General features: G+C 61.9%; 10 protein-coding genes and 1 tRNA gene. All 11 read left to right on the top strand.

The annotated features are described in order from the left end of the window. Positions 1–125 precede the first annotated feature (125 nt). The 11 genes from ACZ41G_RS07140 to ACZ41G_RS07090 all read left to right on the top strand — a co-directional run bounded on the left by ACZ41G_RS07140 (position 126) and on the right by ACZ41G_RS07090 (position 15,439). Complete coding sequence (locus tag ACZ41G_RS07140) at positions 126–1,715, top strand: lysostaphin resistance A-like protein (RefSeq protein WP_464145103.1); 1,590 nt, start codon at positions 126–128, stop codon at positions 1,713–1,715. A gap of 50 nt (positions 1,716–1,765) precedes the next feature. Then, positions 1,766–2,275, top strand: a complete 510-nt coding sequence (locus ACZ41G_RS07135; RefSeq protein WP_464146263.1) for a holo-ACP synthase — start codon at positions 1,766–1,768, stop codon at positions 2,273–2,275. A gap of 140 nt (positions 2,276–2,415) precedes the next feature. Next, complete coding sequence (locus tag ACZ41G_RS07130; protein ID WP_464145101.1) at positions 2,416–4,227, top strand: amylosucrase; 1,812 nt, start codon at positions 2,416–2,418, stop codon at positions 4,225–4,227. Between the two features lie 158 nt (positions 4,228–4,385). Next, positions 4,386–4,459 (top strand) — tRNA-Gly (locus ACZ41G_RS07125). Positions 4,460–5,214: 755 nt separating this feature from the next. After that, positions 5,215–5,907: a hypothetical protein gene (locus tag ACZ41G_RS07120; protein ID WP_321046359.1), complete on the top strand. Its 693-nt coding sequence runs from the start codon at positions 5,215–5,217 to the stop codon at positions 5,905–5,907. Positions 5,908–6,062: 155 nt separating this feature from the next. Next, positions 6,063–6,332: a 30S ribosomal protein S15 gene (gene rpsO / locus ACZ41G_RS07115; protein ID WP_321046351.1), complete on the top strand. Its 270-nt coding sequence runs from the start codon at positions 6,063–6,065 to the stop codon at positions 6,330–6,332. A 335-nt stretch (positions 6,333–6,667) separates the two neighbouring features. Beyond that, on the top strand, positions 6,668–9,379 hold the full coding sequence (locus ACZ41G_RS07110; protein ID WP_464145099.1) for a polyribonucleotide nucleotidyltransferase: 2,712 nt from the start codon (positions 6,668–6,670) through the stop codon (positions 9,377–9,379). 488 nt (positions 9,380–9,867) lie between these two features. Then, positions 9,868–10,431 (top strand): LemA family protein, encoded by a 564-nt coding sequence (locus ACZ41G_RS07105; RefSeq protein WP_033506066.1) that lies wholly within the window; start codon positions 9,868–9,870, stop codon positions 10,429–10,431. A gap of 84 nt (positions 10,432–10,515) precedes the next feature. Further along, positions 10,516–12,699, top strand: a complete 2,184-nt coding sequence (locus ACZ41G_RS07100; RefSeq protein ID WP_464145098.1) for a DUF2207 family protein — start codon at positions 10,516–10,518, stop codon at positions 12,697–12,699. Between the two features lie 181 nt (positions 12,700–12,880). Next, entirely contained in the window at positions 12,881–13,744 is an 864-nt protein-coding gene (locus tag ACZ41G_RS07095) for an aldo/keto reductase (protein ID WP_464145096.1), read from the top strand. Between the two features lie 180 nt (positions 13,745–13,924). Next, positions 13,925–15,439 carry a peptidase U32 family protein gene (locus tag ACZ41G_RS07090; protein ID WP_464145094.1) on the top strand — a complete coding sequence of 505 codons (1,515 nt, stop codon included), beginning with the start codon at positions 13,925–13,927 and terminating at the stop codon, positions 15,437–15,439. Positions 15,440–15,491 lie beyond the last annotated feature (52 nt).

Here is a 15,491-nt window from a genome sequence, read left to right as displayed (position 1 = left end):
CGGTGGACGCAGCGCGCATTTTATCCCCATGAAACGGTCAGCAGCGACTGCGATGATGACAACACGACGATGACGACAGCGCACGGCAGCCTCGCATGTGCGGGGCGCAGCAGGAAAGGGAGCATATGAGCGACCAGAGCGATGATGCAGACAAGACTTGCATGAATCGGCCGGAACATGTCGCACCGACCGGCCAGCAGCCGCCGATGATGCAGCCGCAGCAGACCGCGCGGCAGGAATATCGGCCGGGGTATCAACAACCCGAATATCCACAAGAGGAATATCAGCCGGGGAGCCAGGCGGAAAACCAGCCGGCGTATCAACCGGGGTATGCCACGCCGCAGTCTTCATATCAGCCCGCTGGACAGCCGGCCGATAATCAAGCTGAGCAGTACTGGGCGTATCAGCAGTCTCAGCAGTCTCAGCCGTACCCGCAGTATCAGCAGGTTCCGCCAGCACAGGCCAGTGCGCAGCCTCAGCCATATCCGCAATTCCCGCAGCCGGCGGCTCCAGCGGCGCCATACCCGAATCCCGCGTATCCGATCCAGATGCAGATGCCGCCCTACCCGTACCAGCCGTACCAGTATCAGGCGGTCCCGCCCCAGCCATATCAGCCATACCCTTATCCGCCGCAAGCCGTGCCGCCCTACCAGCAGGTCCCGCCATACCCTTATCCGCCGCAGCCGATGCCACCGGCCCAACAGCCTGCATGGATTCCTCGACGCTTCCTCACCTACGCCCAGCAGGTCCGTCGTGCGGTCGGCCGCGAGGCGCGGCTTGTGTTGTTCTATTGCGTCGTGATGACGGCGGTCGCGCTGGTCGCCCAAATGACCATCGCCACGGTGATGATCCTTCAGGGCACCCCCGAATCGGAGGTGTTCAGTGACGCATTCAGTAATCGGATATCCGGCGCCGTCAGTCTGATCGCCCTCGTCGGATGCGCGATCTACCTGGCCCTCATGCGTTCGCACGACCCGTTATGGCACGGCTTGCCGCACGAGCTGCGTCTGGAACTGACCGGCAGCGGCGAACGCGCGCACCACAAGATGACGCCTGTCGTCTTTCTGCTTGCCATCATGCTGATTCTCGGCGCTTCCGACGTGTATTCGTTCATTCTCGAACCGGCACTTGACTGGTTGTCCGGCCTGTTCGGCTTCCAGCCCAGCACGGCGATGGACAGCATCGACGCCTCGATGGGCACGCTCGCCATGGTCCTGTACGCCGGATTCTTCGGCCCGATCATGGAGGAGCTGCTGTTCCGCGGTCTGGTGATGCCCGCGCTCGCCAAGTACGGCAAGGTGTTTTCGATTGTCACCAGCGCGGTCCTGTTCGGTTTCTTCCACACGGATCTGCTGCAAGGCGCCTACGCGATTCTCGTCGGGCTGGTTTTGGGCTATATCGCCGCCGAATACGGGCTGGTGTGGTCGATCGCACTGCATATCACGAATAATTTCGTCTTCTCCGACCTGTTCTCCCGCTTGCTGACCGTGATGACGGAAAACGCGCAGAACATCGTCGGCTATGGGCTCTACATCGCGGTCGGCGTGGGTTCCCTGCTGTACCTTGTCTTGCGGTTCAGGGATATCCGCGGGTACATGAAGGCCAACCGCAGCCCGCAGGGTACGGTTGCGGCGTGCTGGAGTTCGCCGTGGTTCCTGGTGTTCCTCGGGTTGTCACTCCTCTTCGCGTTCGTGACCGGATTTACTGCGGTGTGATGATGCGCGATTCGGACGAAACGGCGGTATCGAAGGCGGCGATGACGGCGATGGATGGGCAGGAACCCGGGGACCGTATTGTCGGCCTCGGCCATGATGTCGTGGCACTGGACGTTTTCGCCGAACAGCTCGCGGAGTCCGACGGGGGCATGCGCCGGCTGTTCTCGCCGCGCGAACTGCGGCAGGGCGCCTTGCGCGGCCGACTTAAGGCGGATGGCGACGCTGTGCATCTCGCCGCACGCTGGGCCGGCAAGGAAGCGGTAATCAAGGCGTGGTGCGAGGCACTGGGAGAGACCTGCCCGCTTCCATACACCGTGGACAACGTCCCGTGGGCGCGGATCGAGATTCTTGATGATGCCCGTGGGGTGCCGCATGTGGTGCTTGCCGACGATGACGCACGGGCACTGTCCGAGGCCTTGCGCGGTGTCCAACGTGACGTGCCCGTAGCGTCGGATGCCGGCGCACAACCGTGGGAGGGTGCGCGCTGGCGTTGGCATATCTCCCTGAGCCATGACGGCCCGGTCGCCTCGGCGGTCGCGATATTGGTCGTTCGCAGATAGCACCGCTCCAGCGGTGTGGAATCAGTGGAATATCGCCGCATCCGGAGTGTCGCGTTGCCCGGCTCGAACCGGTTCGATATACTGAAAGCCGCCTGGACCCGAACGAACCGGTCCCGGGATGAGAGACATAGGAGTTTCAGATGGCTGCCAAGCATATCGATACCGTATTCGCCGAGCGCCTCGCGCCGCGTCGCGCCGAACTCGAAGAGTTGTTCCATTCGTTGTACGGCGATTCGCCGGAACTCGCGCATTTTGAACGTGTTATGGCCAAAGCGCACGCCGACCGGCCCACCGACCTCAAGCGTCTCGACGTCGCCCGCGAGCAGGACCCGCAGTGGTACCGCCGCGGCGACATGTTCGGCATGACCATGTATACCGACCTGTTCGCGGGCAAACTGACCGACTTCGCCAAACATATCGACTATCTCAAAGAGCAGCATCTGACCTATCTGCACCTCATGCCGCTGCTAACCATGCCGCATCCGGACAACGACGGCGGCTACGCCATCGAGGATTTCGACACCGTCGACCCGTCCATCGGCACCAATCAGGACCTCGCCGACCTCACTGCGAAACTGCGTAAGGCCGGCATCAGTCTGTGCCTTGATTTCGTCATGAACCACACTGCGTCCACCCATCGCTGGGCGAAAGCCGCGCAAGCGGGCGACCCCGAATATCAGGACTACTACTTCTGCTATGACGACCGCACCATCCCCGACCAGTATGATGCCGTCGTCCCACAGGTCTTCCCGACCGCCGCGCCCGGCAACTTCACATGGAACGAGCGGATGGACAAATGGGTCATGACCCAGTTCTACCCGTTCCAATGGGACCTCAACTACCGCAACCCCAAGGTCTTCGTCGCCATGATGTCCAGCCTGCTGCATTTGGCCAATCTTGGCGTCGAAGTCTTCCGCATCGACGCGGTGCCGTACATCTGGAAGCAGCTCGGCACCAACTGCCGCAACCTGCCGCAGGTCCACACCATCGTGCGCATGATGCGCATCATGTCCGAAATCGTCTGCCCAGCCGTCGTGTTCAAAGGCGAGGTCGTCATGGCCCCCAAGGAGCTCGCCGCCTACTTCGGTACTCCCGAAAAGCCCGAATGCCACATGCTGTACAACGTGTCCGTCATGGTCAACTTGTGGAGCGCGCTCGCCAACGGCGATACCCGGCTGCTCAAAACCCAGATCGACAAGCTCGACGCGCTGCCCGACAACTGCTGGTTCGTCAACTATCTGCGCTGCCATGACGACATCGGCTGGGGCCTGGACGAGGATGTCGAGCGCCAGCTGGGCATCGACCCGCTCAAGCATAAGGAATTCCTGTACCACTTCTATGAGGGCATGGTGCCTGGCAGCTGGTCGATGGGTGAGCTGTACAACTATGATCCGGCGTCCGGCGACGCGCGTAGCTGCGGCACCACGGCGAGCCTGTGCGGCATTGAACGGGCGATCATCACGCATGACCGGCCGCTGTACGAGCGCTCAATCCAGCGTGACCTGCTTATGCATCACGCGATGGGCTTCCTGCGTGGGTTCCCGATGCTCAACTGTGGCGACGAAATCGGTCAGCTCAACGGCTGGGATTATAAGGAAGACCCGGACCGTGTCGCCGACAGCCGCAATCTGCACCGCAGCAAGTTCAACTGGAAGAACGCCGCGAAGCGCGATGTCCCCGGAACCTTGCCGAACCGGCTGTGGGAAGGCATGGCGGATGTGCGCGCAATGCGCTCGGATCCCTGCTTCGCCCCCGACGCTTGGGTGACGACGTGGGACGCGCATGATGACGGCGTTCTCGCGATGGTCCGGCAGGCGGGTGGACGCACGCTGCTTGGCGTGTTCAATTTCGCGAACCGCGATGCGACAGCCACACTCGACAGCATCGAGGGTGTGAGCCTGCCGCGCACGGTGGCGCTCAAGCCGTACGAGTGGAAAATCGAGGCCTGCTGACGCGGTTTGTCATAGCGGCCGATGCGATCGCCAATCCGTCTGTTGTGTGAGTTGATTCTCGCACGACAGCGGTGGAAGATCTGCGGCGCGCGGCGCGTCGTCGCGGTTTCGTGTATAATGACACGAGTTGCGCCGTATGCTTGCAGATGGTGCGATGCGCGGATGTAGCTCAATGGTAGAGCCTCAGTCTTCCAAACTGATTACGCGGGTTCGATTCCCGTCATCCGCTCCACAAGCCCCGGAATCCCGGGGCTTTTCCATTCCCGCGCAGCCGCCCTCCCTCCCCAAACTGGTTACGCTGGGAGCGCTGTTGGCATCGCCAGTGTTTGTGTGACTTCGCCGTCCGGTATGCCGGCACCGGCCTTGGCACAGTCTGAGAAGGCGAGTCTCAAGATCTCGCGTTTGGATGCCGATTTGGCGAGTTGTTCAGGAAAAAGTCGGAAAAACTCGCGCCTGACACCTGATTTCGTGAGAAATTGAGATTTTGCAAGGTGATCGAAGTGGCGGCCAATCTTGAGAATCCAGCAATATCAACGGTTTCGAGGTGCCGGCAGTCTCGTGTGCCACGCGGGGTTGACGAGAGATGTTGAGACTTTTCTCTCAATATCTCGCCGGCACACGCTGATTCGCGCAGATTTGAGATTTTGTCTGTCCTGATTGCCTGACGATAAGGGAGATGTATGTGACGATGTCCTGCCCCGATTCGTGCGCATCCATCCGGCATGCGGCATACTAGAGTGGATAGCGAAACAACGCGTGTGGCCATCGCGCCGCATGTCCGGACAAGCGAGGCAATGCATGGCGGAGACGAGTCCACACAACAGCACAAACGCGGGCGGGACGAACACTGACGTGATCGATATGGATGCGACCAAGGCCTCGGACCGCGTCATTGACCTCTCCGATGCGGGCGATGCGGGCAAAGCGGCCGTCCCCTCTACGATCGGTGACGCAGACGATGCCGCCACCCCCTCCTCAGCGCAAGCCATCACCGCCGATTCCAGCACCGCTCCGGACGAATCGAATACCGCGACCGAAATCGTGCGGGGGAAGGTCGAACACGTGGATGTGTCCAAACATCCCGAACCCACCATCCCAGACAGCGATTTGTCGTTGGCAGATATCGAACGCAGCAAGTCACATCCGGTGCAATGGGCGGTGTTCGCAATATTGCTGCTCTTGGCCATCATCGTGCCGTATGGCATCGGCCGTGATATCGCCGTGCGCAATACCTCCGATTTGGTAGCCGCGGTCAGCAAGCTGTCTGTGCAAGGGGTGATGTTCATCTCTTGGCTGGTCACGGTGCTCGCGTTCACGGGTCTCGGCATGTTGATTGTCGATTCGCGTCGTTGGCTGTGGCGAGTGGTGTTCGTGCTTGGGGTCATCGCCGAGCAGTTCATCGCGGGCATGTGCCTGTTGCGATTCAATTTCTGGTATTCGACGTATGTCGTGTATGGTTCGGACGCACCGCTGGCGAACGCCGCAAACCTCGGAATCATGGCGGCGGGCGCCGCGGTGGCGGTCTACGCGCTGGTGTTCGTCGGGCTGCTGGTCGCGATCCGAAAGGATTCCCCGCTCAACGCGCTCACGCACAGCTGGGCTTCACTCACCATGTTCTTTGTGATTGAGGTGGCCGCGTTGTGCATCGTGATGTTCGGCGGCCTGCTCGAGGCGGTTTGAGGCGGTTTGACCGTCGGCTTGTCTTTGACAATGCCATGCCATAGGTTTTCCACACCTTGGTTTACAATTATATTTTGGCGTGTTTCGCCCGCGGATAGAGAGCGCTCCGGCATTGGGCCGGTGGCACCGCGCAGCTAGAACCCAAGGAGGAAGCCGTGGCACTTACGGCTCAGGACAAGCAGGAAATCATCAGCAAGTACGCGACGCACGAAGGCGACACCGGTTCCCCGGAGGTCCAGGTCGCGCTGCTCACCAAGCGCATCGCTGATTTGACCGAGCACCTCAAGACCCACAAGCACGATCATCATTCGCGCCGTGGTCTGCTGCTCATGGTCGGCGACCGTCGTCGTCTGCTTGACTATCTCAAGCGCGAGGACATCGATCGTTACCGTTCCCTGATCGACCGTCTCGGCCTGCGTCGATAGAAGACTTACGCCCGTGCCTTGTGCGCGGGCGCTCGTATATCACGCTCGAACTCATAAACGTCCCGCCCACAGGGGGCGGACCGATGTCGGCGGCGGTAGGCAGCATGGCAGCGCCTGTCGCCGCCTTCGAGGCAAGACAACACCGGGGGCCGGCGGGGACATGCACGGGGTGCGATGCCGCAAGCGAAAAGTCAACGAATAAGTGAATAATGGAGCTGACGTTCTGACACGAGGAAAACGAAGGATTCGCGGCCAGGTATGCCGCGTGACACGCAAGGCCTGCGTCAGGTCAGTAATGGTTTAGGTAGATAGATAATCAAACAAAGGAGGAACCCTTGGAGGGTCCCGAAATCAAGGCCGTAGAGGCCGTAATCGACAATGGTTCATTTGGCAAGCGCACGTTGCGTTTCGAGACGGGTCGTCTCGCCCAGCAGGCGGATGGGGCTGTTGCCGCCTATCTTGATGATGATTCGATGGTCCTGTCCACCACCACGGCCGGTTCCAGCCCGAAGGAGAACTACGACTTCTTCCCGCTGACCGTTGACGTGGAAGAGAAGATGTACGCCGCGGGCAAGATCCCGGGCTCCTTCTTCCGCCGTGAGGGCCGCCCGAGCTCCGAGGCGATTCTCGCCTGCCGTATCATCGACCGCCCGCTGCGCCCGCTGTTCCCGCACACGCTGCGCAACGAAGTGCAGGTCGTGGAGACCGTGCTCGCTGTCAACCCTGACGACGCCTACGATGTGCTTGCCCTGAACGCCGCATCCGCGTCCACCATGATTTCCGGTCTGCCATTCGAAGGCCCGGTTTCCGGCGTGCGTCTCGCCCTGATCGACGGCCAGTGGGTCGCCTTCCCGCGCTGGAGCGAGCGTGAGCGCGCGGTCTTCGAGATCGTCGTCGCCGGCCGTGTGGTCGAGAACGGTGATGTCGCGATCGCCATGATCGAGGCCGGTGCCGGCAAGAACGCCTGGCACCTCATCTATGACGAGGGCCAGACCAAGCCGGATGAGGAAGTCGTCGCCGGCGGTCTTGAGGCCGCCAAGCCGTTCATCAAGACGATTTGCGAAGCGCAGAACGAGCTCAAGGCCAAGGCTCCGAAGCCGGCCAAGGAGTTCCAGCTGTTCCCGGAGTACACCGAGGACCTTTACAACCGCATCGACGAAATCGCCCACTCCCAGCTCGACGAAGCCCTGTCCATCGCGGAAAAGCTGCCTCGTCAGGAGCGCATCCACGAAATCAAGGAACAGGTGCGCGAGCAGCTGGCCAACGAGTTCACCGACATGGACGACGCCGAGAAGGAAAAGGAACTCGGCAACGCGTTCAAGGAGCTGCAGCGCCAGATTGTGCGCCGCCGCATCCTGACCCAGGACTACCGCATCGACGGCCGCGGACTGCGCGACATCCGTACCCTGTCCGCCGAAGTGGACATCGTGCCGCGCGTGCACGGCTCCGCCCTCTTCCAGCGCGGCGAAACCCAGATCCTGGGTGTCACCACGCTCGGCATGCTCAAGATGGAACAGCAGATCGACGCGCTGAGCGGCCCGCAGTCCAAGCGGTACATGCACAACTACGAGATGCCGCCGTATTCGACCGGCGAAACCGGCCGTGTCGGCTCCCCGAAGCGCCGCGAAATCGGCCATGGCGCCCTCGCCGAGAAGGCCCTCGTGCCGGTGCTGCCGAGTCGCGAGGAGTTCCCGTACGCCATCCGTCAGGTCTCCGAGGCCATTGGCTCCAACGGTTCCACCTCCATGGGCTCCGTGTGCGCCTCCACTCTGTCGCTGCTGTCCGCCGGCGTGCCGCTGAAGGCCCCGGTTGCAGGCATCGCGATGGGCCTGGTCTCTGGTGACGTTGACGGCCAGCACATCTACAAGACGCTGACCGACATCCTGGGCGCTGAGGACGCATTCGGCGATATGGACTTCAAGGTGGCAGGTACCTCCGAGTTCATCACCGCGTTGCAGCTGGACACCAAGCTCGACGGTATTCCGGCCGACGTGCTCGCCGCCGCACTGCAGCAGGCGAAGGAAGCCCGCGCCACGATTCTCGACTTGATCAACGAGTGCATCGACGGCCCGGCCGAAATGAGCCCGTTCGCTCCGCGTATCATCACCACCAAGGTGCCTGTCGACAAGATCGGCGAGGTTATCGGCCCGAAGGGCAAGATGATCAATCAGATCCAGGAGGACACCGGCGCCGAGATCACCATCGAGGACGACGGCACCGTCTACATCTCCTCCGAGGGCGGCGAGGCTGCCGAGAAGGCGAAGGGCATCATCGATTCCATCGCCAACCCGCATGTCCCTGAACCGGGCGAGGTTTACAACGGCAAGGTCGTTAAGACCACCAGTTTCGGCGCGTTCGTGAACCTGACCCCGGGCACCGACGGCCTGCTGCACATCTCCCAGGTGCGTAACCTCGCCAACGGCGAGCGTATCGACGCCGTTGAGGACGTGCTCAAGGAAGGCGACACCGTCGAGGTCGTCGTGCAGGGTGTGGATGACCGCGGCAAGATTTCCCTGGCCATCCCCGGTTTCGAGGACCAGGAGTCTTCGGCTCCGCGTTCCGCCGGTCGCGGGCGTGACGAGCGTCGTGGCGGCGGCCGTGGCCGTCGTGACGAGGGCGAGGATCGCGGATATCGCGGTGGCCGTCGTTCCCGTGATGATCGTGATGATCGTGATGATGAGTATGATGATCGTCCGCGTCGTGGCCGTCGTTCCGACCGTGATGACCGCGACGACCGTTACGATGACGACCGCCGTCCGTCTCGCCGCAGCCGTGACGACCGTTATGATGACGAGCGTCAGTCTCGTCGTTCCCGTGATGATCGTGATGATGAGTATGATGATCGTCCGCGTCGTGGCCGTCGTTCCGAGCGTTCGGAGCGTGACGACCGTGGTGGCCGTGGCTATCGTGGCGGCCGTCGTGACGACCGCAACCCGCGCTATGCGGCGGATGACCACTATGACGAGTATCGCGCCGACCGCGAGGAGCGTCATGAGCGTCCGCGTCGCCGTGTGCGCCGCGATTTCGATCCGTTCGAGGAGGACTGATCGCGCATCGGTTCGGTTTCGTGCCGGAACGCCTGCACATGGCATGATCGTCCGGTTCAGCTGAACTGATTGTGGCTAATCGATTGATTGGCTGATTGGGCCGTCGGGAGTATTTCCCGGCGGCCCTTTTGCATGGAATGTCCTGTTGCCCCCCACGCCCTATGCTCTGAATACCTTGTACTCTCAAACGTCGTGTGCCCTGAACGTCTTGTGTATGGAAGGGTCTAGCACCTGAACGTCCTGCGCTCTGGAACGTCCTGTGCCGCCGCAGCCGTGGCGCTCCCTTTCACAAACTGTCTACGCTGACAGGCGGTTTGGCGTCACCAGTTTGGGAAGTACCATGTTCTCGATGGGTAGGCATAAGTCCTCGATGGGCAGACCGCAAGAATCCGAGGAATTAGCCATTGGTACAAGCCTTCTGAGATGCTGGTATTGCAGACTGTCCCTGCCGGGCTCAAGAGACCCCGATGTCTTCGAAGGAGAGAACAATGGTGTGGATTATCATTGCCGTCATCGTGCTGCTGATCATTGTGTGGATGATCAGCGCCTACAACAATCTGGTCACCCTGCGCAACCGGGTCAAGAACGGTTGGGCGCAGATCGATGTCCAGCTCAAGCAGCGTGCCGATCTGGTGCCGAACCTTGTGGAAACCGTCAAGGGGTACGCCACCCATGAATCCCAGGTGTTCACGCAGGTCACCGAGGCCCGTGCCAAGGCTGTTGCCGTGGCCGCCGACAAGCAGGCGGGTACCGCGGAACGCATCGCCGCGGAGAACGACCTGAGCCGCGCCCTGTTCAACCTGCAGGCCACCGCCGAGGCGTATCCGCAGCTCCAGGCGAACCAGAACTTCATGGACCTGCAGCGCCAACTGCAGGAGCTCGAGCAGAAGATCGCCTACGCACGCCAGTTCTACAACGATGTTGTCATGAAGCTCAACAACGCGATCGAGACCTTCCCGAGCAATATCGTCGCCGGCCTGTTCCACTTCGAACAGGCGGAATACTTCCAGGTGGATGAGGCCTCCAAGCAGGCCCCGCAGGTGAAGTTCTGATTTTCCGCCGCCGCGGTATTCCGGTATTACCGGCCGCGCTGCCGTTCGCTGTGCGTCGCAGCTGTCTGTCTAGGGGAGTGAACCATGAAACATCAAGCTGGCATATGGGTGAAGGCGATTATCGCCGGGATTGTGACAGTCCTGATATGCGCGTTCGCCGTCGTCATGACCTCGCCGCACGGCGACTCCCCGGACCTGTCGTATCGCAGCGCGGACTACCGCGTCAAGGTGCTGGCCAACGGTGACCTGAAGATCACCGAGCATATCGACGTCAAGCTTAAGGATCGCGACAAGCCGTGGCGGCAGCTCTACCAGCGGTACAAACTCGACCCTTCCCAGCTCACCGCGATTACCGGTGTCAGCGTGCGCAACACCACGAGCGGCACCACGTACACGCAGGCCGACCCGGTCATTCCCGGGGCGGACACCAACGGTGCGTGGGATTCCACGTACGCGGGCCACTGGTATCTCGCCCGGGTCAACGGCGATGACCTGGAACCGTACGACGCGTCCGCAGGATCGCCTGACGGCACGCTGGAACTTGGCTGGAATATCCCGGCCACCAGTGAGGCGAGCAGCCTCGGCTTTGATATCACTATGACTTTCAAGGGCGTCAGCACCGCCTATGATGACGTGGCGGCGTTCCAGTGGGAACCGGTCGGTGCGTCAAACCAGGTGCCGATCGGCAAACTCACCGGCACGGTCACCTTCCCCGAGGGGGTCACCGCGAAGAACTCGTGGGCATGGCTGCATTACGAGGGTACGTCGTCCACTTCGCGCGCGGATGACGGCTCGCTCAAGTTCACCGCATACAACGTGAAGTCCGGCGACTATCTTGACCTGGTGGCCATGCTTGACGTGGCCAAGACCTCCGGCATCGCACGCCATGAGGACGGCGAGCACAAAGCCATCCTCATGGCGCATGAGGACCAGCTGGAACAGGCGTGGAAAGACAGCCAGCGTATCAAGGCGAGAACACTGGTGGTCGAGGTGACACTGGCTATACTGGTCGCCATCGCTTTGGCGGCGTGGCTGATTGTGTCCGCGGTGTTCAGCCGCCGCAAGGCCGCCTGTCCCAAAGACGTAGTCTACCGGCATGACCCGCCCGATATGAGCCCTAACAACGCCGCACGGCTCAACGGCGTGCTGGAGAACGTGTCCTCGTCGCAAACGGATGCGCGCGCGCTGTCGGCGACCATGCTGTCGTTGGCTTCGAAGCATGCGATCCGTATCCTGCCGGGCGACAGCGAGTCATACAACGGCATCAACGTCGCCACCACAGACCCCCGCGCGCTGTCCGCGGCGATCGCGTCATCCCCGGCCGCGCAAGGCACGGCTTCCGGCTCGAGCGACAACGTGACCATCGCAATCGAACCGGCAAGCGACAACCCCGGCACGCGCGCACAGCTGAACCTGTGTGATTCCGAGGATGCGCTGCTTGATTTCCTGCAAACCGTGGGGCACAGGGTCAACAGCCGGGTGTTCGACATGGGCCGGATGCGCGAATCGATGAGCGACTGGAAGTCGGGCGCCCGTAAGCAGGAGTCTATGGTCGAACGGTTCACGGGCGAGTTCGCCGCGCTCGCCGCCACGACGTCCAACGGTCGAGGCGCGCTCGCCGCCGCCGTATGCTCGGTGGTGTACGGGCTGGGCTGCATGGTGCTGTTCAATGACAATCTGGCCATGCAGTTCGCGCTGATTCTGCCGTTGGCCTTCTGCCTGGCCGTGTGCCTGAGCCTGACGAGGTTCACCGGGTTGAACGACAACGGCAAGGCGCTTGCCATGCAAGTGGAGGGGCTGAAGCAGTATCTCAACGATTTCAGCGATTTCAAGGATCGCGGCGTGCTGGATCTCACGCTATGGGACCGGTATCTCGTATATGCGGCGGCGTTCGGCATGTCCGAGCAGGTGATGCGTCAGCTTGCCGAAGCGGTTCCTGAACTGTCCGATCCCGCGTGGCTTGACAGCAACGCCTCTGATTCGCTGCTGTACTGGATGTACCGCCCGGTGTACTGGAACACGGGTTTCGGCACGAACAGCGCTGCGGCATTGGGTGGCGCGATTGCCGGGGCCTCCTTCTCCCCGTCGTCCTTCGCCGATCTGGGTACGCAGCTGGGTGCTGGTTTCACCGAAGTCCAGGAGGCGGCGAACACGGTCCTGCATCCGGCGGATTCGTCGGGTGGCGGCCTGTCGGGCGGCGGTTTCTCCGGTGGCGGTTTCGGTGGCGGTGGCGGTGGAACCGGTGGCGGCAGTTTCGGCGGCCGTTAGCAGGACCAGCCCATGCGGATTCTCGTGGTGGAATCGTGGTGAAATCCATATCCGCCCGTAGGCTGGAACTGATTGCGTCAAGCGGCGACAGGCGAATCGGTGCCGAGGCCGCTTGGCCGACGGACACGTTGTCCGGCAGCCGCCTGCCATGAGGGTATGCGGTGTCCGCGAAGGAGGATTCATGACGTTATTCCGTGATCTGGGACCGTTCCACACCACCGCCATCGGGCATGGCGAAATGCCGCTGACCATCGAGAACAACCGCGGGCATGCAGTCGGCATCGAGACGCTGCATGCCTCCCTTGACGCCGGCTGCCGCCATATCGACACCGCGTGGGCATATTACACGCCCGGCGAGGAGGAACAGACTGGCGAGAAGCTGGTGCGTGAGGCGCTTGACACGTGGAACGGCCCGCGTGACGAGGTGCTGGTCGCCACCAAGGTGGGGTTGCGCCGCGCATGGGACGGTGACAAGCCGATTTGGCCGCGTGACGGCAAGCCGGAGCATCTCATCGAATACGGCAAACAGTCGGCGCAGGCGCTCGGCGTGGACGCGATCGACCTGCTGTACCTGCACCGCCATGACCCGGAGGTCCCGTACGAGGAGTCCTGCGAAGGCATCAAGGCGCTGCTCGACCAGGGTGTGGCCAAATGGGCGGGCGTGTCGAACGTCACTATCGAACAGTTGGATATCGCCCGGCGCGTGTTGGGCGACAAGCTGGTCGCCGTGCAGAACCAGTATTCCCCGATTCATATGAAAACCCAAGACACGCTGGATTACTGTGCGAAGCTCGGTCTCGCATTCGTGTGTTGGAGTCCGCTTGGCGGGTATCGCCACCCCTACGACGAGCATCTGTTCGACCCGTTCCGTGAAGTCGCCGCGAAGCATGGTGTCAGCTACCAGCGGGTGGTGCTCGCGTGGGAGCTCGCCAAGGGCGACCACATGTTCGTGATTCCGGGCGCGCATCGACCCGAAACCATCCTTGATTCGCTCAAGGCCGACGAACTCGAGCTCAGTCCCGACGAACTCGCCTATCTCGGCTGAGCTGGTCTCCAGCATCTGCTGTCTGCCACAAACTGGTTACGCTGAGGGGCTTGTCAGCGTAACCAGTTTGTGGAATGGAGCGATTCGTGGGGAGGTGGTTCTGGGGAAAAGACGCTGCGGGACGTTGCAGGACGTGTCATCGCGGCGAGGTTGTTATGCTATGCGGTGATGAATGAACAGATGACGACTTCACAGACTCCACAGGCCGGACAGACCGGGCAGGCCGGACAGATTTCGGCGGCGATCACACCAATGAACGCACAGACTTCGCAGACCGCGTCGATTGCGGACGCAGCCGCAGCTCCGATTGCGGCGGTCTTACGCCATACTCGCCGGCGCCCCGAAGTGCTGGCGCCGGCCGGCAACCTGCGCAGCCTGAAAACCGCAGTCGATTTCGGCGCGGACGCCGTCTACTGCGGCGGCAAGGCCTTCGGCATGCGTTCGGCGCCGAAGAATTTCACGCTCGAGGATTTCGAGGAGGGCGCGCGGTACGCGCACAAGCATGGCGCCCGCGTGTACGTGACCTGCAACATTCTGCCGCATAACGACGAGGTCGCGGCCATGCGCGAGTATCTGGGCCAGCTCGCCGAAGTCGGGGTCGACGCGCTGATCGTCACCGATATCGGCATCATGATGGAAGCCCGCCATATCGCCCCGAATCTCGAATTGCATGTGTCCACGCAGGCAGGCGTCACCAACTACGGTGCCGCGAACGCGCTGTACGAACTGGGCGCGAAGCGTGTGGTGCTCGCCCGCGAGCTTGACTTGGACGCGGTCCGTGACATCCGCGCGAATACGCCGGATGATCTTGATATCGAATGCTTCGTGCACGGCTCGATGTGCATGGCCTTCTCCGGGCGCTGCCTGCTGTCGAATTATCTGACCGGCCGCAGCGGCAATCATGGCGATTGCGCGCAGCCCTGCCGCTGGAAATACCATGTGGTCGAGGAGAAGCGTCCCGGCCGGTTCTTCCCGGTCGAGGAGAACGGCGAGGGAACGTTCCTGTTCAATTCGCAGGATATGAACATGCTCGGCCATCTTGATGACCTCATCGACGCGGGAGCGACGAGCCTGAAAATCGAGGGCCGGGCGAAAAGCGCGTATTACGTTGCCGCAGTCACGAACGCCTACAAGACGGCGGTGGACGCGTATATGGTCCAACGCGGGTTCGAGGACGGGCAAGGCCATACGCTGCGGCCGTTCGCCGACCGGGTCCGCCGAACGCCGGCAGGACAGCCCGCATTGCTGGGCGATGCCGCGCGCATGCCCGGTGACGCGCCGCATGTCCGCCTGCCGCAATGGGTGCTGGACGAGCCGTATAAGGTCTCGCACCGCGAATACAGCACGGGCTTCTACTATCCTGAACATCCGGTCGGGCAAAATACAGACCGCGGCGGGTATTTCCGCGATTGGATTGTCGTGGGCGAAGTGATGTCGTATGACGCTTCAACGCGGAGGGTCACGCTGATGAGTCGCAACAAAATCGAGGCGGGGCAGGAGGTCGAGTTCCTGATGCCCGGTCGCGAACCACTGCGTATGACCGTGCCGGCGGGTGGGTTCCTTGACGCCGATGGCCATTGGGTCGAATCGGTGAACAACCCCGCCCATGTGTTCTCCATGCCCTGCCCTGAGCCGGTGACCGTGAACGCCGCAATCCGTTCCCGCGCCCGCAATCGCACGCTGAAAGCCGAATAGCCGAGGCTGGCAGTTCCGGCAAGACCGGCGAGTGGCGATTGCATGGCATGCC

The organism is Bifidobacterium porcinum (assembly GCF_055378475.1).
Note: the sequence above shows the minus strand (reverse complement) of the source record. Positions and strands in the feature narration are given on the sequence as shown.